This is a genomic window from Serratia sp. CY29653, from assembly GCF_052169255.1.
In the GTDB taxonomy this organism is placed as follows: Bacteria; Pseudomonadota; Gammaproteobacteria; order Enterobacterales; family Enterobacteriaceae; genus Serratia; species Serratia sarumanii.
Genome location: NZ_JBJNLC010000002.1, coordinates 160,973 through 178,794 on the forward strand (window position 1 = coordinate 160,973; position 17,822 = coordinate 178,794).

At 57.2% G+C, this 17,822-nt stretch carries 16 protein-coding genes and 1 CRISPR repeat array; of the genes, 8 read left to right on the top strand and 8 right to left on the bottom strand.

Features of this window, described 5'->3' with window-relative positions; all coding sequences use genetic code 11:
• Nucleotides 1-192 precede the first annotated feature (192 nt).
• The 6 genes from cas1f to cas6f all read left to right on the top strand — a co-directional run bounded on the left by cas1f (nucleotide 193) and on the right by cas6f (nucleotide 8,688).
• The gene (gene cas1f / locus ACJ8HN_RS14365) at nucleotides 193-1,173 is read left to right on the top strand and encodes a type I-F CRISPR-associated endonuclease Cas1f (RefSeq protein WP_442523601.1); all 981 of its coding nucleotides are present in this window, start codon (nucleotides 193-195) and stop codon (nucleotides 1,171-1,173) included.
• Complete coding sequence (gene cas3f, locus ACJ8HN_RS14370; protein ID WP_442523602.1) at nucleotides 1,170-4,445, top strand: type I-F CRISPR-associated helicase Cas3f; 3,276 nt, start codon at nucleotides 1,170-1,172, stop codon at nucleotides 4,443-4,445. The genes cas1f and cas3f overlap by 4 nt, the downstream gene beginning before the upstream one ends.
• 374 nt (nucleotides 4,446-4,819) lie before the next feature.
• On the top strand, nucleotides 4,820-6,157 hold the full coding sequence (gene csy1 / locus ACJ8HN_RS14375; RefSeq protein WP_442523603.1) for a type I-F CRISPR-associated protein Csy1: 1,338 nt from the start codon (nucleotides 4,820-4,822) through the stop codon (nucleotides 6,155-6,157).
• On the top strand, nucleotides 6,154-7,119 hold the full coding sequence (gene csy2, locus ACJ8HN_RS14380; protein ID WP_342125104.1) for a type I-F CRISPR-associated protein Csy2: 966 nt from the start codon (nucleotides 6,154-6,156) through the stop codon (nucleotides 7,117-7,119). Before csy1 ends, csy2 begins: the two co-directional genes overlap by 4 nt.
• A gap of 12 nt (nucleotides 7,120-7,131) precedes the next feature.
• Nucleotides 7,132-8,124 (top strand): type I-F CRISPR-associated protein Csy3, encoded by a 993-nt coding sequence (gene csy3, locus ACJ8HN_RS14385; RefSeq protein WP_442523604.1) that lies wholly within the window; start codon nucleotides 7,132-7,134, stop codon nucleotides 8,122-8,124.
• A 9-nt stretch (nucleotides 8,125-8,133) separates the two neighbouring features.
• On the top strand, nucleotides 8,134-8,688 hold the full coding sequence (gene cas6f, locus ACJ8HN_RS14390; RefSeq protein WP_442523605.1) for a type I-F CRISPR-associated endoribonuclease Cas6/Csy4: 555 nt from the start codon (nucleotides 8,134-8,136) through the stop codon (nucleotides 8,686-8,688).
• A 130-nt stretch (nucleotides 8,689-8,818) separates the two neighbouring features.
• Nucleotides 8,819-10,526: a CRISPR direct-repeat array (repeat unit 28 nt; unit sequence GTTCACTGCCGTATAGGCAGCTTAGAAA).
• Nucleotides 10,527-10,614: 88 nt separating this feature from the next.
• Here cas6f and ACJ8HN_RS14395 read toward each other — a convergent pair.
• Complete coding sequence (locus tag ACJ8HN_RS14395; RefSeq protein ID WP_442523606.1) at nucleotides 10,615-10,899, bottom strand: GIY-YIG nuclease family protein; 285 nt, start codon at nucleotides 10,897-10,899, stop codon at nucleotides 10,615-10,617.
• Nucleotides 10,900-11,162: 263 nt separating this feature from the next.
• Between ACJ8HN_RS14395 and ACJ8HN_RS14400 the strand changes: the two genes are divergently transcribed.
• Nucleotides 11,163-11,600, top strand: coding sequence for a YhbP family protein (locus ACJ8HN_RS14400; RefSeq protein WP_442523607.1), 438 nt, complete (start codon nucleotides 11,163-11,165; stop codon nucleotides 11,598-11,600).
• Between the two features lie 12 nt (nucleotides 11,601-11,612).
• On the opposite strand, the gene ACJ8HN_RS14405 is transcribed toward ACJ8HN_RS14400, so the two are convergent.
• Together ACJ8HN_RS14405 and ACJ8HN_RS14410 are read right to left on the bottom strand one after the other, a co-directional pair.
• Entirely contained in the window at nucleotides 11,613-11,855 is a 243-nt protein-coding gene (locus tag ACJ8HN_RS14405) for a non-oxidative hydroxyarylic acid decarboxylases subunit D (RefSeq protein ID WP_149558996.1), read from the bottom strand.
• Nucleotides 11,852-13,297 carry a non-oxidative hydroxyarylic acid decarboxylases subunit C gene (locus ACJ8HN_RS14410; RefSeq protein WP_442523608.1) on the bottom strand — a complete coding sequence of 482 codons (1,446 nt, stop codon included), beginning with the start codon at nucleotides 13,295-13,297 and terminating at the stop codon, nucleotides 11,852-11,854. Before ACJ8HN_RS14410 ends, ACJ8HN_RS14405 begins: the two co-directional genes overlap by 4 nt.
• 122 nt (nucleotides 13,298-13,419) lie before the next feature.
• Here ACJ8HN_RS14410 and ACJ8HN_RS14415 point away from each other — a divergent pair, with 122 nt between their 5' ends.
• A complete protein-coding gene (locus ACJ8HN_RS14415) occupies nucleotides 13,420-14,052 on the top strand; it encodes an NAD(P)H-binding protein (protein WP_442523609.1) in 633 nt (210 codons plus the stop codon).
• Here the strand turns inward: ACJ8HN_RS14415 and phnP are convergent.
• Genes phnP through phnL form a run of 5 tightly spaced genes read right to left on the bottom strand, consistent with a single transcriptional unit; the run spans nucleotide 14,009 to nucleotide 17,812 of the window.
• Nucleotides 14,009-14,791 (bottom strand): phosphonate metabolism protein PhnP, encoded by a 783-nt coding sequence (gene phnP / locus ACJ8HN_RS14420; protein WP_442523610.1) that lies wholly within the window; start codon nucleotides 14,789-14,791, stop codon nucleotides 14,009-14,011. The genes ACJ8HN_RS14415 and phnP overlap by 44 nt on opposite strands.
• A 12-nt stretch (nucleotides 14,792-14,803) precedes the next feature.
• Nucleotides 14,804-15,406 (bottom strand): DapH/DapD/GlmU-related protein, encoded by a 603-nt coding sequence (locus ACJ8HN_RS14425; protein ID WP_043148233.1) that lies wholly within the window; start codon nucleotides 15,404-15,406, stop codon nucleotides 14,804-14,806.
• Nucleotides 15,403-15,972, bottom strand: coding sequence for a ribose 1,5-bisphosphokinase (gene phnN / locus ACJ8HN_RS14430; RefSeq protein WP_442523611.1), 570 nt, complete (start codon nucleotides 15,970-15,972; stop codon nucleotides 15,403-15,405). The genes ACJ8HN_RS14425 and phnN overlap by 4 nt, the downstream gene beginning before the upstream one ends.
• Nucleotides 15,972-17,108: an alpha-D-ribose 1-methylphosphonate 5-triphosphate diphosphatase gene (gene phnM / locus ACJ8HN_RS14435; protein ID WP_442523612.1), complete on the bottom strand. Its 1,137-nt coding sequence runs from the start codon at nucleotides 17,106-17,108 to the stop codon at nucleotides 15,972-15,974. The genes phnN and phnM overlap by 1 nt, the downstream gene beginning before the upstream one ends.
• Nucleotides 17,108-17,812, bottom strand: a complete 705-nt coding sequence (gene phnL / locus ACJ8HN_RS14440) for a phosphonate C-P lyase system protein PhnL (RefSeq protein ID WP_049232449.1) — start codon at nucleotides 17,810-17,812, stop codon at nucleotides 17,108-17,110. Before phnL ends, phnM begins: the two co-directional genes overlap by 1 nt.
• Nucleotides 17,813-17,822: the final 10 nt, after the last annotated feature.

Below are 17,822 nucleotides of genomic sequence, written 5' to 3' on the forward strand. Positions count from 1 at the left end.
ATATGTATTTGGTAGATTCCGGCAGTGATCAATAAGTGGATGACTTTATTTTTCTGATTGATGAATATTGACTCGGTTGCAAAGGATTTCCCTGGAAAAACGTGGTAGAACGTTGGTGTCGTCGGCATTGATCTGTATTGCTTGTTATTTATTTTAATTGTAATTATTTCATTATGGATAAGAAATATAACAATGAAAAATACCCTCTCCCCCTCTGAGTTAAAAACAATACTGCACTCGAAACGAGCAAACTTGTATTACCTGCAATATTGCCGAGTTTTAGTGAATGGCGGCCGCGTCGAATATGTCACGGACGAAGGAAAGCAGTCTCTTTACTGGAACATCCCTATTGCCAACACTACCGCCATCATGTTGGGAACCGGAACCTCGGTCACGCAGGCTGCAATGCGTGAGTTTGCTCGCGCCGGCGTTTTAGTCGGATTCTGTGGTGGTGGTGGGACACCCCTATTTGCAGCGAACGAAGTGGAAGTCGCCGTCTCGTGGCTGACTCCTCAGAGCGAGTATCGCCCTACGGAATACCTTCAGCACTGGGTTAGTTTTTGGTTCGACGAGGCAAAAAGGCTGGCGGCCGCCCGAATTTTTCAACAGGTGCGTATCGAGCAAATTAAACGGCATTGGCTGGGGGCCCGAATGCAGCGCGAAGACGGGTTTGTATTGCATGAAGAGCGGTTGCTGGCGTTGGTTGAACGCTATCAGTCAAAGCTCAGCGAGAGTACAACGCACAATGAATTGATGTTGCAAGAAGCCGTAATGACCAAAGCGCTGTATAAGTTAGCGGCGGAAGCGGTCAGTTATGGCGATTTCATTCGCGCCAAGCGCGGCGGTGGTAGCGATCTGGCTAACCGTTTTCTCGATCACGGTAACTACCTGGCCTATGGGCTGGCGGCGACGGCAACCTGGGTGACCGGTTTGCCCCACGGTTTAGCCGTTTTGCATGGCAAAACGCGGCGCGGTGGGTTGGTTTTCGACGTGGCGGACTTGATAAAAGATGCATTGATTTTGCCCCAAGCCTTCATCGCGGCGATGGCGGGGGAAGAGGAGCAAGACTTTAGGCAACGCTGCCTGAATGGTTTTCAGCGTGCCGACGCATTGGATCTGATGATCGATACCTTACAAGAAACCGCCTTACGTTTAGGGGCGGGCACTTCATGAATATTCTGCTGATCTCGCAATGCAATAAGTTCGCGCTCACTCAAACGCGTAAAATTCTCGATCAGTTCGCAGAACGAAAGGGTGATCGCACTTGGCAAACGGCTATCACTCTGCAGGGGCTGGACACGTTGCGGCGCGCATTGCGTAAGACGGCGCGCCGAAATACTGCGGTTGCCTGCCACTGGATCCGGGGAGCTAATCAGACGGAGCTGCTATGGGTGGTAGGCAATCCGCGCAGGTTTAACGCCCAGGGAACCGTGCCGACCAACAGCACCGCCCGCGATGTTTTGAAAAGCCAGGATGAGAACCACTGGCACAGCGCTGAGGCGATTGCGTTGATGGCGGGGATAGCCGGGCTGTTTCATGACTTTGGCAAAGCGAACGCGTTGTTTCAGGCGGGGTTGATACAAGCAGGGGCGAAACGGTTTCAGCCGTATCGCCACGAATGGGTTTCTCTGCGCCTGTTCCAGGCCTTTGTCGGTCAGCGGCAAGATAAGCAGTGGTTGGCCGCGTTAGCTGAAATCACCGCAGAGGATGAACCGGCTCTATTACAGCGCTTGTATCGCGACAGGCAAGGGATGTCTGAAAGCCCGTTCAAAACCTTACCGCCTTTGGCGCAGGCGATTGGCTGGCTGATAGTGGCTCACCATCGATTACCGGCATATCCCCGGTCAGATGCTACCGAACGCTACCGTGATACCCCAGACTTTGCTTGCAGCGACAGTTGGTTGGAAAATCAGCTTAACGCATGCTGGAACTCGACGAATCAGGATCACAGTGACTGGGAACCGGAGGATTTCGCTCAGGTATGGCAGTTCCCACAAGGCACACCGCTGCAAAGTGCCTTATGGTGCGCGAAAGCGCAAAAGCTGGCCCAGCGCGCGCAGCAACTTGGCTCATTGGTTCAATTCGGCAATTTGGATCAACAGTTTGCCGTTCATTTGGCGCGTTTGACGCTGATGTTGGCGGATCACGTCTATTCCGCAGGGCCGGCGGTAACTGATTGGCAGGCGGCTGGGTATGCGGCATGGGCGAATACCGATCGTCAGACCGGCCAGCGTAAACAGCAACTGGACGAGCATAATATTGGCGTAGGGCAAGGGGCATTGCTTTTAGGGCGTTTGCTACCGCATGTGCGCAAAACGCTGCCCGCCATCACTCGCCACAAAGGCTTTAAACGCCGCTCTGCGCACGAAAGGTATCGCTGGCAGGACAAAGCCTACGACGTCGCGGCCGCACTGCGGCCGCGTTCGGTTAAACAAGGTTTCTTCGGTGTGAATATGGCATCGACCGGCTGCGGAAAAACGTTTGCCAACGCTCGCATTATGTATGCGCTGGCGGACGAACAGGAGGGATGCCGTTTCAGCATTGCGCTGGGCCTGCGTACGTTGACGTTGCAAACTGGCGATGCGTTACGTGACCGGCTGCATTTACAAGACGACGATCTCGCCGTGATGATCGGTTCCACGGCCGTTCAACAACTGCATCAGCTTCCTGTTGCCGATGTCGGTAGCGTTTCGGCGGAGGCGTTATTTGCCGAACATCAGTATGTCCGTTACGAAGGCTCGCTGGATGATGGGCGCCTGAGCCGCTGGCTGGCCCAGGATAGTCGCTTACATAAGTTGATCAGTGCCCCGGTTCTGGTAAGCACCATCGATTATCTGATCCCTGCGACGGAAGGGGTGCGCGGTGGGCGGCAAATCGCCCCGATGTTGCGCCTGCTCACTGCCGATCTGGTGTTGGATGAGCCGGATGATTTTGATATCACTGACTTGCCGGCCCTCTGCCGTTTGGTTAACTGGGCTGGAATGCTCGGCACCCGCGTGTTGCTTTCGTCCGCGACGCTCCCCCCTGCGCTGGTGCAGGCGCTGTTTAACGCCTATTGCACCGGCAGACGTGAGTATCAACGATCCTGTGCCGAACCGGGCACACCGCTGAACGTTTGCTGCGCCTGGTTCGATGAGCATGGCGCTGTCAGTGCAGAGATCGATAAAGCGCCGATGTTTTTGGAAGAGCACACCCGTTTTGTCACGCAGCGTATCGGCAAGCTGGAACAACTTACGCCTTTGCGTCAGGCGGAATTGTTGCCCGTCGTGGTTGCTGGTCGGAAAAAAGAGGTGGTGTTGGAGGGGATTGCGGCCTGTTTGCACTCTGCGATTATTCAACAGCACCAGCATCACTGCCAGCAGCATACAAGCAGTAAGACAGTCTCCATCGGCCTGATTCGCATGGCGAATATCGATCCGCTCGTGGCGGTAGCACAATGCTTGATGCAACTCGCTCCACCGGCCGATTACCGCATTCATTATTGCGTTTACCACAGCCAGCATCCTTTGGCGATGCGCTCGCATATCGAGCGGCGGCTGGATGCCACGCTGACACGCCACCAACCTGAAACCTTATGGGAGGTTGAGGAGATCAAGCGGGCCGTCGCGTGTGATGATGAATCGAACCATCTTTTTGTCGTACTGGCTTCACCGGTCGCGGAGGTTGGGCGTGATTGGGATCTGGATTGGGCAATCGCTGAACCCAGCTCCATGCGCTCGCTTATCCAATTGGCGGGGCGTATTCAGCGACACCGGCAGCAGCCACCGGTAACGCCTAATCTGTTAATTCTCAATAAAAATATCAAAGCGCTGCGCGAACGAAACAGTGAGCAGTTGGCGTATTGCCGGCCGGGGTTCGAATCCCGACATTTCCGGTTAGCCAGCCACGATCTGCAGGCGTTGTTGCTCCCTCAGCAGTACCAATTCCCCAGCGCTATCCCACGAATTCGCGAACGGCAAGGCGCCGGTAAGGGGCCCCTGTTCGAGAATTTGGTCGATCTGGAGCATCGCCGGTTGTGGGAAACGTTACTGGGTACGCAGAAAACCACAGAAAGCGCCGCTCTGTGGTGGCGTTATCCCCTGAGCTGGAATGCTGAAATGCAACGGCGCTACCCATTCCGTCAGTCTGCCCAAGAAACACAGTATTACCTGTCTCTGGAGGAAGACGAAGAAAGCATGGTGTTTGTGAATCGCGACGCAGGCCCCAGCGGCAGTAAACAGAGCGGTGATTTTGACTATCCGGGTCTGGTATTAGCGGATGGCAACAGCCTTTGGATGGATAACGATTATCCGCAGCTATACCGCCGTTTGGCGGATACGCTGGGGATGGAATTTGCGCAGATCAGCGAGAGATTTGGCGAAATCAATTTACGCAAGCCGAGTGAGGACGAGACCGATACGTGGCGCTTCCATCCGGCGCTGGGGGTGTTCCGCGCCCTCAACTGAGGGCGCGGGCTGCCTGTACGGCAGTTGTCATGCTTATGCTTCACATATATTTCTAAGCTGCCCATAACGGCAGTGAAAAGAGTGTAGTGAAATCGTGTTAAAAACGCCATACTCAAATTTTATCTTATCCTTAATATATAGGTATTGATATTTGTCTTGTCGGAGTGTAGTTTTTGCTCATGGTGAAATGAGGGTGAGTAAAAATGAAGCAACCAACCGGTCACAATTTTTATCTGGCATGCAGTTTGGTAATTGTGTGTATGGTTTTATTAAAACCCGTTTATATTCAAAGTAATAGTGTTGATTTTTCTCAGGGGAGCAATAACTTCTTTTCTGTGATAACCCTGAACCGTTAAACAGCACAAGGAGCTCATATGGCACAACAAGGACTGGCTTCTTTTATCGTATCTTACGTAGCGGGCAGGCGAGAGCCTAAGCTCGAAGCCTTCGATAAGGACGCGCAAAAGAAGCTGGCGGCAGCAACGGAGGCCGAACAGGGTGTGTTGCAACAGCAGTTGGCGCAGGAACGGCGCGATCTGGAGCAGCGTTATGAGGTGCGGGCCTGGTTAACGGACGCCGCCGCGCGTGCCGGGCAAATCAGCCTGGTCACCCATGCCGCCAAATACACCCACAGCGATGCCAAAGGCAGCAGCGTATACGGCCAGGGGGAAGGCGATGAGCGTTACCTGTCAACGGCGACGTTGCCAAAGCCTGCGGTTGATGCGGTTGGCAATGCTGCCGCGTTGGATGTCGCAAAACTGCTGCAAACCGAGCATCAAGGCGATTCTCTGCTTGCCAGCCTGCAGCGACAGGAGCATTCGGCGCTAGCCGAGCTGGCTGAAACTCCTCAGCAGCTTGAGCAGTGGATCAGTGGTTTTAGCCAGGCGCTGATTAACAAACAGCCCAGCTCGCATAAGTTGGCCAAGCAGATCTATTTCCCGGTGGGGGACGGTTATCATTTGCTGAGCCCGCTGTTTTCTTCCTCCCTCGCTCAGGCATTGCACGATCGTTTGCTGCACGTGCGTTTCAGCGACGAAACCAAAGAGGCCAATCAGGCGCGCAGAGCGGGGCAGTGGCATCCGGAGCAGCTGACTTATTTCCCGCAGACGGCGGTGATGAATATGGGCGGCACCAAACCGCAGAATATTTCCTACCTTAACAGCGTGCGTGGCGGCCGAGTGTGGCTGCTGCCATGTACGCCGCCGGAATGGCAAAGCCTGGATAAGCCGCCTTATGGCTGTAAATCCATTTTTGAACGGCGCGGGCCGTTCAGCTATCTGGTGCGTGGCATCGTGGCGCAGCTGAGGCACTTCTTGCTTGGGGTACAGGAGCGGGAAAGCACCAAAGAGATCCGTCGTCGTCGTCAGGATTATATCGATCAGATCATCGACATGCTGTTTAACGTTGTGGCAGATATTCAACGTGAGGAATGGCGCGGCTGGAGCAGTCAGGATGGCTGCGAGCTGAAGGCGGCGCAACGGCTGTGGCTCGATCCCTTTCGGAGTATAGACGACGAGCTGTTCCGAGCCGAACGGGAAAAAGAAGCGTGGCAGATTGATATTGCCGATGACTTTGCCGTTTGGCTGAATCGTCAGTTGAGTGTTGAACCGATGAACATGGGAATGGTGGAACGCCGAGACTGGCGCGCTGCGCCGCTGTTCCGCCAACGCTTAAGGGAGTTGGAAGACGCGCTGGCGGAGGATCTCAAATGAGCCATGTGATCGTATTGCGTCATCTTCAGGTTGAGAATGCCAACGCGGTGGCGGGGTTGACCTACGGTTTTCCTGCCATCAGCCACTTCCTCGGCTATGTGCACGCGCTGTCGCGCAAGTTACAGGCCAGTCACGGCTTAACGCTGGGCGGTTGTGGTGTGATATGCCATCGGCGCCAAATTCATGCTCATTCATCAGGGCGTGATTACCAGTTCGCGTTGACGCGCAATCCATTGACCAAAGAAGCTAAAACCGCCGCCTTCAATGAAGAAGGGCGCATGCACATGACGGTCTCGCTGGTGATTGAATGCGCCGGTGAAATTGCCAATGGCGATATTGGCTTGGATCAGCTGCAAGAACACCTTTACCGCTTATGCCAAACGCAAAAACTGGCCGGTGGCAGCATTACGCGGCTGCGTGGCGTGAGCGTGCGCGGCTATCCGCAGCAGCCTGAAGATGTGCGGCGTTTAGTGTGCCGGCTGTTGCCCGGCTTTGCCTTGTTGGACCGTTCAGAGCTGTTGCAACAACATTTCACGGCGCTAAAACAGCATCGGCCGCAAGCGGAAATGCTGGATGCCTGGCTGGACTTCGCCGCATTGAAAATGCAGGCGATGCCCACTCATCAGGAGAAAACGCCCGAAGTGGGAGACAAGGCTGAGTGGGAATACGTAGGTAAACCTCAACCCGGCTATTTAGTGCCGCTGATGACGGGTTATCAGCGTATTTCTCCTCTCTATCCGGCGGGTGAAGTGCTGAATGCGCGCGATGCGTCAACGCCGTTCTGTTTCGCTGAAGCCGTTTACGGCGTGGGTGAATGGTGCGGTCTGCACCGTATTCACGATTTATCCGCGCTGTTCTGGCGCTATCAAACAACCGATAACGGCTATTACTGCCGTACCCCATCTGTAGTGATTCCGCAGGATGACGAATCCGCTGACTCAATTTATCTCGACGACTTTTAAAGGATTATTGCAATGGCTAAATCAACGATTAAAACCGCTTCGGTGTTGGCATTTGAACGCAAATTGGCAAACTCGGACGCCATCATGTTGGCGGGTGAGTGGGGTACCGAGAGTTGGCAACCTATCGTCATTAAAGAAAAGGCGGTGCGTGGGACTATCTCTAACCGCCTGAAAAACGCGATTACCAGCGATCCCGCCAAGCTTGATGCTGAAATTCAGAAGCCAAACCTGCAAACGGTTGATGTTGCGGCACTGCCGCAAAATGCCGATACCCTAAAAGTAACGTTCACGCTGCGTGTGTTGGGCAATCTGGCGGTGCCGTCGGTTTGTAACGATCAAGACTATCAAAATGCGCTGCAGGCGGTGATCGAGGGCTATATCGCCGAGCATGGTTTTGGTGCTTTAGCCGCGCGTTATGCCGAGAACCTGGCGAATGGGCGCTTCTTGTGGCGTAACCGCGTGGGGGCTGAAAAAATCGCCGTGCGAGTGACCGGCAGTAAAACCTGGGAATTCAACGCGCATGAGTACAACCTGCGCGAATTTAGTCAACCGAAAGGGGCGCTAGGCGAGCTGGCGGCGGAAATTGAACGTGGCCTGGTGGGAGAAAGTTTTGCCTTATTCAATGTCGAGGCGTTTGTACGCCTGGGAAATGGGCAGGAAATTTTCCCTTCTCAGGAGCTGGTATTAGACAGCAACAGTAAGAAAAGTAAGTTGCTGTACCAGGTAGAGGGCGTTGCCGCGATGCACTCGCAGAAAGTCGGTAATGCTTTGCGCACTATTGATACCTGGCATTCTCAGGCCGATTCTCTTGGCGCGATCGCCGTAGAACCTTATGGGTCGGTGACCAGCCGTGGCATCGCCTGCCGTCAGCCAAAGGAAAAGATGGATTTTTATACGCTACTCGATCGCTGGGTAATTAAAGAAGAGAAACCGTCGGTTGAACAGCAGCATTACGTGATGGCGGTGCTGATCCGCGGCGGCGTATTTGGCGAAAAAGGCGAATAAGGGGATACCATGGATCATTATCAGGACGTTCGCGTATTGCCCGATCCTGAGTTCAGCGAACCCATTCTGCTGTCGGCATTGTTCGCCAAGTTGCATCGGGCGCTGGCTGCCTATGGCAAAGGCGATATCGGTATCAGCTTTCCGCAGATGCAACGTACGCCAGGTGCCATTTTGCGGTTGCATGGCAGCTACGAAGCGCTGACGGTGCTGGGGGGATTCGACTGGATTAAAGGGCTACGGGACTATACCGATCTATCGCTCATCCAGGCCGTGCCTGCTGAAACGGCGTTTCGTACCGTCAGCAGAGTTCAGGTAAAGAGTAGCGTTGAGCGTATACGCCGCCGAGCCGTCAGTAAAGGTTGGCTGACTGAAGAACAGGCACGGGAAAGAATACCGATGGCGAACGAGCAGCGAACCTCATTGCCTTTTATTGCCTTGAAGAGTCTCTCCACCGGGCAACACTTCCGCTTGTTCCTGAAACAGGGCCAATTACAGGAAAGGCCAACGCCGGGCGTTTTTAGTTTTTATGGGTTGAGTGCCTCCGCTACGGTACCTTGGTTTTAACCCTCTTTTTTCGTTCAGAGGTAACACATTGATTTTGTTGCCTCTGAACGGTATCTGAAAAATTAGGGTTAAACCGAGGTATTTGCCTGTTGTTCTTTAATAATCAGTTTGTTAGAGACTATTTTGTTCAGTTCACTGCCGTATAGGCAGCTTAGAAATTGCTGGCCGCACAAAGCCAGCTTGGCGTTAAGTTCACTGCCGTATAGGCAGCTTAGAAAGGCGTGGGATGGCGATTACGTCGTCGGTTCGGGTTCACTGCCGTATAGGCAGCTTAGAAAAAAATGCAAAAACCCCGGCAAGCTTAGCCAGGGTTCACTGCCGTATAGGCAGCTTAGAAACATCAGCGCCTGCACCTTCTTGATGTGAACGCGTTCACTGCCGTATAGGCAGCTTAGAAATCAATGAAGAGGAAGGAATGCACCAAGAGCCGGTTCACTGCCGTATAGGCAGCTTAGAAATTCGCAAAGAGGCAAGAGGTCGTGAATGCCAGGTTCACTGCCGTATAGGCAGCTTAGAAATGCTGTTTCACGAATTCAATGATGCTGAAGCTGTTCACTGCCGTATAGGCAGCTTAGAAATGTCGAGGTTGGCGGCCAGGTTGTCCAGGTCGGTTCACTGCCGTATAGGCAGCTTAGAAATGGCAAATTGAAATGGCGCCGGTACGGATACCGTTCACTGCCGTATAGGCAGCTTAGAAAAGCAATAGCGGCAGGCACAACCAGATCACACGGTTCACTGCCGTATAGGCAGCTTAGAAACCAAACCACCGGGACGCTCTTTAACAATCAGAGTTCACTGCCGTATAGGCAGCTTAGAAAATTGAAGAAAACGATAACCTTTCTCATGGAAAGTTCACTGCCGTATAGGCAGCTTAGAAATGGGGCCAGCAAATCAGACCAATCGACGGTGAGTTCACTGCCGTATAGGCAGCTTAGAAATATTCCACACGACGCGAGAACGATTCAAGACGGTTCACTGCCGTATAGGCAGCTTAGAAAGAGGAGAAAGCATCATGAGCATTAACGCCATTGTTCACTGCCGTATAGGCAGCTTAGAAAATAATGATGCCGGGCAGCGCGACCAATTCGAAGTTCACTGCCGTATAGGCAGCTTAGAAATCACGTTCCAGTTGTACGCAGCTGATAGCGGTGTTCACTGCCGTATAGGCAGCTTAGAAAAGCGCTGGCGATCCGGCTGTCACCACAAAGACGTTCACTGCCGTATAGGCAGCTTAGAAAACACCGGGGACACCCATACCTACGAGCTGAACGTTCACTGCCGTATAGGCAGCTTAGAAATTTAACCACTGAAGAGAAACAAGAGCTGATCAGTTCACTGCCGTATAGGCAGCTTAGAAAAAGCCCAAAGCAGAGCGCAATGATCTGGCCATGTTCACTGCCGTATAGGCAGCTTAGAAATGAAAGCATCGCGCTGATGCTCCGCATGCCCCGTTCACTGCCGTATAGGCAGCTTAGAAAGAACTAAATTACACGCAACGAGATCTCGCTAAGTTCACTGCCGTATAGGCAGCTTAGAAAATTCAGCACTGAGCAGCAGGCAAACGCACGTTGTTCACTGCCGTATAGGCAGCTTAGAAATCCATCGCCAGCGCCTTTCTAACCTGCTCAGCGTTCACTGCCGTATAGGCAGCTTAGAAAGGTTGCGTCAGCGACGATGGTATCGGCTGACAGTTCACTGCCGTATAGGCAGCTCAGAAAATCAGCCCATCGCTGAACAAGCAGTTCAACGTGTTCACTGCCGTATAGGCAGCTTAGAAATGCGCCAACACCGACGTGGTGGAAAACCCGGAGTTCACTGCCGTATAGGCAGTTTAGAAGTTCTCGCAAGAATACGTTTTCGCCTTACTACTAAGTACTGCCGTCCAGGCAGTTTGAAATAGGAGGGATAAAACTTTGCCGACATGTGTTAACCGGGAAGCAAATATTCCAACGACAGCGGTGGGTGACTCACCAGCCGCTCTTTTTGTATTTTGCTCAGCTGTTTGACGCGGTATTCCAGCCTCAGCGCCGTTGAGCGATCTCCTGCCGGGCAGTGAAACGCCAGCGTCAGTTCCCCTTTGCCGCGCAGCGCCTTGGCACCTTTACCGGCCTGGTGTTCTGCCATGCGGCGCGCCACGTCGGTGGTGATGCCGGTGTACAGCATGCCGCTCGGCAAACGTAGCATATAGAGGTGCCAGACTGGAGTTGTCATCATTTTTCCGAATTAGATAAGGCCACAGTCTGTCGCTAGAATGCGGCATCTTACTTTTAATTAATTGACTTTAAAGCATAAAATAATAGAAAGTAAACGTCTTTGGGCGGAAAGACACTGGCTTTCTTATCATCAGCTTGCCCACGTTATACTCGTTCAAACATCTACTGCCGTACAGGCAGCTTAGAAACTGTCACGGATCAGGTCCCGGGTTCGAATATCGTATACTGCCGCACAGGCAGCTTTCAAAATTAAGGTTATTCATGGGGACAGATCTGGAACACATCCGCCTTTTCATCGGCAAGCAACACGTCTTGACGCTGTGCGCCGGTGACGGCCTTGACATGTGGTGCGCCAACTGTTTTTACGTGTTCGACGCCGCGGCGATGGCGCTGTGGCTGATGACCGAACCGCACACCCGCCACGGCGGGCTGATGCTGAACAACGGCAGAGTGGTCGGCACCATCGCGCCGAAACCGAAAAGCATCGCGCTGATCCGCGGCGTGCAGTACCGCGCCGAGGCGGTGCTGCTGAGCGGCGAAGAGGCCGAGGCGGCGCGCACGCGTTACTGCAAGCGTTTCCCGATCGCCAGGGCGATGAAAGCCTCGGTTTGGCGGCTGGATCTGTACGAGGTGAAGATGACCGACAACACCCTTGGCTTCGGCAAGAAGCTGCACTGGGCGCGCGCCGGCGCCCAGTGAGTTTGCGTATCCCTACTGCCGCTTCAATTCAGGGATGTTCGGCATAATGCCGAAATTCGCCATATCGGCCGGCGCAAATTTGAAACGCGACGGGTACTTTTCCGGATCGGTGATGAAATCCGGCTCGCTGCTGCGCCAGGTGAAAAAACAGGTGGGGCAAAGGAAGATTGCCCAAGTGTCTTCCACCGGGGCATGGCACAGCGTTTCCGGCCCGGCGGCTTCACAACGCGGGCACCTGTCGGGAGATCGGTTCATGGCGTGCTCCTGGGTTGAGTTTGCTTCGTTTCGATCATGGCGTGCAGTTTTGCAAGCCAATCGCCGGTAGTGATGGGATCGCTCAACGGCTGGGCAAAACGGCCGTGCATATCCGGCGCCTTAGGCGTGGTGGCGTCGATAATCACTTTGCTGGTCATGCCGGCGGGGTGCGAGGCCGGATCCAACGGCAACACCGACAGGCCGGGCACGTTGAGCAAGTCGAAGTCCGGGTTGAACTTGGTGGCGATCGCCCACATCACTTGGGGCAGATTGAACGGATCCACGGTTTCATCGACCACGATGACCATTTTGGCGTATCCCATACCGTGCGGCGTGGTCAGCACGCGCAGACCGACGCCCTTGGCGAAGCCGCCGAAGCGGGTTTGGGTGGAAACGATCACCACCAACCCGTGGGTGTAGAGCGCATTGACCGCCACCACTTCCGGAAAGGTTTGCTTGAGCTGGACGTACAGTGGCGCGCAGGTGTTGATGCCGATCATGTAGTCTATCTCTGTCCACGGCATGCCGAGGTAAAGATGCTCAAAGATTGGTTGGCGGCGGTGCGACACTTTGTCTATCTCGATGACCGGCATCAACCGCCCTCCCGAGTAATGGCCGGTAAATTCGCCGAAGGGGCCTTCCGCTTCGCGCTGGCGCGACAGGATCTTGCCCTCCAGCACGAACTCCGATCCCCAGGGCAGATCCAGCCTGCTGTGCGCGCTGTACACCACGGGATACGGTTGGCCGTTGAGCGCGCCGGCCATGGCGTATTCCGACTGCTCGTATAAGATAGGCATGCCGCCGACGGTGCTGATCGTCGGATCGTTACCGATGGTGATGGCGACCGGCAGATCTACGCCCAGTTCTTCGGCGCGTTGAAGATGAATGGCGATGTCATGTGACGGCACCGGCTGCAAGCCGAGCCGGCGGCGGCCTTTGACCTGCAGGCGGTAAATGCCGACGTTCTGGCTGCTGTGGTTATCTTCGAGTGAAGGATCGCGTGAAACCACGCTGGCTTTATCAATATAAAAACCGCCGTCGCCGTGGTTAAGCCGAAACAGCGGCAAAATTTCGAATAGATTGATGTCGTTTGAGATGACCACTTCTTGCCAGGGCGCGCTGTCACGGTATTCCACTTCGCCTGGGTAGTTCTGATAACGGCGCACGAACTCAAAAAACTGGTTTTTCAGTGACGTGTGCTTCGGCATGTCCATGGCGATCGCCAGATTTGGCCAGGAGCCGTGCAGGTTCATGGCTATCCGCGCATCGCGGTAGCCATAAATGTTCTCGAACAGCAGCGCGGGGGCGTGTTCCCCCAGCCTGCCGGCGGCGCAGGCGGCCGCGGCAATATCCGGTTCGGGCTTCACCTGTTCCTTGATGCACAACAGTTGTTGTTGCTCCTCAAGCGCGGCCAGATAGCTGCGCAAATCGGTATACGGCATGGCAAACTCCTCAATCAAGATGAGATCACGCGGGTCAGGATGAGTATAGAAGCGGGTTGCCGTGGGCAATGCCGGGCGTGGCATATACTTATGGTTAATTAATCAACGGAGCGGAGGAAGAAATGGCGCGAGCACTGTTAGTCGGCGCAACTGGGCTGGTGGGGCGCGAGTTGTTGCAGCTGTTGCAAAGCGATCCGCAGATAACGGCCATCGTGGCGCCGACGCGCACGCCGCTGCCGCCGCACGGCAAGCTGACCAACCCGGTCGGCGATGCGCTGTTCGAACTGCTGAGTAGCCTGCAGCAGCCGGTCGATCTGGTGTTCTGCTGCCTGGGCACCACCCGCCGGGCGGCGGGCAGCGCCGATGCCTTCCGCTACGTCGATTATCAACTGGTGGTGGAGAGCGCGCTGACCGGCCGCCGGTTGGGGGCGCAGCACTGTCTGGTGGTGAGCGCGTTGGGCGCCAACGCGGATTCCACCTTCCTGTATAACCGCACCAAAGGCGAGATGGAGCAGGCGCTGCGCGAACAGCACTGGCCGCGCCTGACGCTGGTGCGGCCTTCCATGCTGGTGGGGGATCGCCCTGCGCCGCGCCTGATGGAGCGCCTCACGCTGCCGCTGTTCAGGCTGCTGCCCGGCAAATGGCGCGCCGTCTCCGCCAACGACGTGGCGCAAACGCTGCTGCAGCAGGCGTTCACGCCGGGCGAAGGGGTCAGGGTGCTGGAGTCGGATCGGCTGCACTGCTACCGAGGCTGACGCTGAGGTGATCGAACGCCAGCTCCAGCCCGGCGGGCAGTTCGTTGTCCAGCAGCCACAGATCGAGATGATGGCTGATGTGCGTCAGCAGCGTGCGTTTGGGCTGCAGCAACCGCTGCGTCTCCTGCGCGCGGGTCAGATCGTTGTGGTTGCGCGGCGCCTGCGGCTGCGGCGGTAGGCTGCAATCGAGCACCAGCAGATCCAGCGCCACGTTTTGCAGATAGTCGGCGGTGGCCGGCGGCAGGCCGACGGTGTCGGTCAGGTAGGCCAGCGCAGCGCCTGCCGCCTGGATCAGATAGCCGTGGGTCAGTTTGGAGTGTTGCAGCGGCAGCGGGGTGATGCGCATGCCGCCCAGTTCGACGGTGGAGAAGGGCGCCAGCGGCGGCTGAAACGCCAGAATGCCCGGGTGTTTGAACAGGTCGTCGCAGCCTTGTGCATCCGGCGGGCCATACACCGGAATGGAATTTCCGCACCCCCAACGCAAAGGAAATAACCCCTGAACGTGATCCATGTGGTAATGTGTCAGTAAAAAACGTTGAACTTGCCCCGCCGAAAATCGCCGCTCCAAAGCTGGCAATCCCGCATCCAATAAGGTCGTTTCCCCCTGATAGTTAAGCATGGCGCTGCATGCTCGCCGCCGAAATGCCGGCTCGCGCCGCGCCCGTTGGCAGATCAGGCAGTCGCAGCCGAACACCGGCACCTGCTGCGCGCCGCCGGTGCCGAGAAAGGTCAGTTGCATCGCTCCCCTCCGTTAAAGGTACTTCTGGGCAAAGCGGTTGATGTCGCGAAAATCCGCCAGCCGCGCCTGCAGCGTGGCGTGATCCCAGTGCCACCACTGGCTGCGTTCGATGCGTTCTATCAGCGCGTCGTCAAAGCGCATGCCGATCTTCTTGGCCGCCACGCCGGCGACGATGCTGTAAGGCTCCACGTCCTTGGTGACCACCGCCGCGCTGCCGATCACCGCGCCGTTGCCGACGCTGACGCCCGGCATCAGGATGGCGTTATGGCCGATCCACACGTCGTGGCCGACGGTGACGTGGTGCTCGCGCCGCCAGTCGAAGAACGCCGCGTCGTCTTCCCCCAGCCCGTATTCGGAGGCGCGGTAGGTAAAGTGGTGCTGCGCGATACGCTGGTAGGTCGGGTGGTTGCCGGGATTGATGCGCGCATAGGAGGCGATGGAGACGAACTTGCCGATAGTGGCGTAAAAAATCTGGTTGTGCCCGGCGGTATAGGAGTAGTCCCCTATCTCCACTTCTTCCAGGATCGCATCGTCGGCCAGATGCACATATTGGCCGAGCCGGGTGCGGTTAAGGGTCACGTTGTCGCCGATTTTCGGCTGGGCAAAGTCGTTCATGGCGTTGCGTCCTGAGCTTGTCGGGTGGCGGTAGGCAGCAGCGCCAGCAGCGCCGCCAGGGTGTCGTCGAGTGGGCCATCGTTGTGCAGCACCCGGCAGCCGGCGGGCAGACTCTGCTGATATTCCGCCGCCCGCGCCAGCCGCTGCTCGATCTGTTCGGCGCTTTCTCGCCCCCGATCCTGCAGGCGCCGGCGCAGGACCGCGGCGTTGACCTGCAGGCATACCGGCAGCAGCTGCGCACCATAGCGCTGCTGCGCCTGCGGCAGGTGGGCGCGCGAACCGTTGACCGCCACGTCGATCCCCTGCAGCAGCCAAAGATCCACTTCGATCCCGAATGCGTAGCGCTGCTGGTGGGCCTGCCAGTCGAGCGCGAACAGCCCCTTGGCGCGGCGGCGCAGAAATTCCGGTTCGCTCAGCGCGATGTGATTCTCGCAGCCGGCGTCCGCCGGCCGGGTGATGTAACGATGCGCCACCAGCGGCGCGCGGTCGGCGTCGGCCCGCAGCGCGGCCAGCAGGCTGTCCTTGCCTGCGCCGGAAGGCCCCATCAGGTAGATGAGCCGCGCCATCAGAACACCTGCCTGCCCTGGCGCCACACGTTCTGCACGTAAACGTGTTCGCCGTGCGGCCGTGCCAGCACCAGATCCGCCCGCAGCCCTTCGGCGAGGGTGCCGCGATCCTGCAGATCCAGCGCCCGCGCCGGGTTGCGGGTGATCATGCGCACCGCCAGGGGCAGATCGTAGGCGTTGCGTTCGTCCGCCGCGAGGCGAAACGCCGCGTCCAGCAGGCTGGCCGGGTAATAATCGGAAGAGAGGATATCCAGCACCCCCAGCGCCGCCAGGTGGTGCGCCGCCACGTTGCCGGAGTGGGAGCCGCCGCGCACGATGTTCGGCGCGCCCATCAGCACCTGCAGGCCCTGCTGGTGCGAGGCGCGGGCGGCCGCCTCGGTGGTGGGGAACTCGGCGATGGCGCTGCCCAGCGCGCAGGATTCGGCCACGTGCGCGGCGGTGGCGTCGTCATGGCTGGCCAACGAGATGCGGCGCGCGCGGCAGTGGGCGGCGATCGCCTCGCGGTTCGGCGCGGCCCAGCGGGCGGATAGGGCGACCTGCTGCTCCTCGTATTCGCTCATCTGCTGGTCGTTGAGGCGGTATTTGCCCTGATAGTATTCGCGGTATTTTTCGCGCGAGGCGAACTGGCGCTGGCCCGGCGAGTGATCCATCAGTGACACCAGCGACACGCCCGGCTTGTCCATCAGCTGTTCGAACAGCGGCAGCGTGCTCTCGTGCGGCAGCTCGCAGCGCAGGTGCAGCCGGTGCTCGGCGCGGTTCACCCCGGCGCGCTGGCTGTGGATCACCGCGTCGATCATCTTCTGCAGGTTTTCCAGCCGGTGGCCGCCGTCGCGCACGTCGCCGATCGCTACCGCGTCCAATACCGTGGTGATGCCGTTGGCCACCATCAGCGCGTCGTGGCTGCTCATCGCCGAATGGGCCGGCCAGTCGACGTTCGGGCGTGGGGTGAAGAACTTGTCCAGGTTGTCGGTATGCAGCTCGATCAGCCCCGGCAGCAGCCAGCCGCCGTCGCCGTCCAGCGCCTGCGGCAGCCGGCTCGGGCCGTCGGCGAAGCTGCGGATCACGCCGTCCTGCATCTCCAGCGAGCCTTGCACCACCTGGTCATCCAGCACCAGCTTAACGTTATTGACGATCATCAGAGGGCCTCCAGCGCCTGCGGCGCCTGCATGTCATAAAGCCGGTCGGCGACCTGTCGGCGGACGCCTTCATCGTGAAAAATGCCGACGATCGCTGCGCCGCGCGCCTTGGCGCGTTCGATAAGCTGCACCACCGCCGCGCTGTTGCGGCTGTCGAGCGAGGCGGTCGGTTCGTCCAGCAACAGAATGGGGTAATCGACGATAAAACCGCGCGCGATGTTCACCCGCTGCTGCTCGCCGCCGGAGAAGGTGGACGGCGCCAGCGGCCACAGGCGCTGCGGCACGTTGAGCGCCGCGAGCAGCGCTTCGGCGCGTTCACGGCACTCGGCGCGTTCGACGCCCTGTTCCAGCAGCGGCTGCATCACCACCTCCAGCGCGCTGATGCGCGGGATCACCCGCAGGAACTGGCTGACCCAGCCCAGCGTATGGCGGCGCACCGCCAGAATCTGGCGCGCATCGGCGCTGACCATGTCCAGCCAGTCGCCCTGGTGGTTGATCCAGATATGGCCGCTGTCCGGCAGGTAGTTGGCATACAGCGAGCGCAGCAGGGTGGATTTGCCGCTGCCGGAGTGGCCGTGCAGCACCACGCATTCGCCGCTGCCGACCGTCAGGTTGGCGTCGTGCAGCACCGGCAGGCGGGTGCCGTACTGCTGGTGCAGCACAAAGGTTTTACTGAGATGTTCAACTCGGATTTGCATAGTCATCTGTTATCGC

Excerpts from the sequence above, each read along its gene's own strand:
- cas6f (WP_442523605.1), top strand. The coding sequence starts at position 8,134 with ATGGATCATTATCAGGACGTTCGCGTATTGCCCGATCCTGAGTTCAGC.
- csy3 (WP_442523604.1), top strand. The coding sequence starts at position 7,132 with ATGGCTAAATCAACGATTAAAACCGCTTCGGTGTTGGCATTTGAACGC.
- ACJ8HN_RS14400 (WP_442523607.1), top strand. The coding sequence starts at position 11,163 with ATGGGGACAGATCTGGAACACATCCGCCTTTTCATCGGCAAGCAACAC.
- ACJ8HN_RS14410 (WP_442523608.1), bottom strand. The coding sequence starts at position 13,297 with ATGCCGTATACCGATTTGCGCAGCTATCTGGCCGCGCTTGAGGAGCAA.
- ACJ8HN_RS14395 (WP_442523606.1), bottom strand. The coding sequence starts at position 10,899 with ATGACAACTCCAGTCTGGCACCTCTATATGCTACGTTTGCCGAGCGGC.
- phnP (WP_442523610.1), bottom strand. The coding sequence starts at position 14,791 with ATGCAACTGACCTTTCTCGGCACCGGCGGCGCGCAGCAGGTGCCGGTG.
- cas1f (WP_442523601.1), top strand. The coding sequence starts at position 193 with ATGAAAAATACCCTCTCCCCCTCTGAGTTAAAAACAATACTGCACTCG.
- ACJ8HN_RS14405 (WP_149558996.1), bottom strand. The coding sequence starts at position 11,855 with ATGAACCGATCTCCCGACAGGTGCCCGCGTTGTGAAGCCGCCGGGCCG.
- ACJ8HN_RS14415 (WP_442523609.1), top strand. The coding sequence starts at position 13,420 with ATGGCGCGAGCACTGTTAGTCGGCGCAACTGGGCTGGTGGGGCGCGAG.
- phnM (WP_442523612.1), bottom strand. The coding sequence starts at position 17,108 with ATGATCGTCAATAACGTTAAGCTGGTGCTGGATGACCAGGTGGTGCAA.
- phnN (WP_442523611.1), bottom strand. The coding sequence starts at position 15,972 with ATGGCGCGGCTCATCTACCTGATGGGGCCTTCCGGCGCAGGCAAGGAC.
- ACJ8HN_RS14425 (WP_043148233.1), bottom strand. The coding sequence starts at position 15,406 with ATGAACGACTTTGCCCAGCCGAAAATCGGCGACAACGTGACCCTTAAC.
- csy2 (WP_342125104.1), top strand. The coding sequence starts at position 6,154 with ATGAGCCATGTGATCGTATTGCGTCATCTTCAGGTTGAGAATGCCAAC.
- phnL (WP_049232449.1), bottom strand. The coding sequence starts at position 17,812 with ATGACTATGCAAATCCGAGTTGAACATCTCAGTAAAACCTTTGTGCTG.
- csy1 (WP_442523603.1), top strand. The coding sequence starts at position 4,820 with ATGGCACAACAAGGACTGGCTTCTTTTATCGTATCTTACGTAGCGGGC.
- cas3f (WP_442523602.1), top strand. The coding sequence starts at position 1,170 with ATGAATATTCTGCTGATCTCGCAATGCAATAAGTTCGCGCTCACTCAA.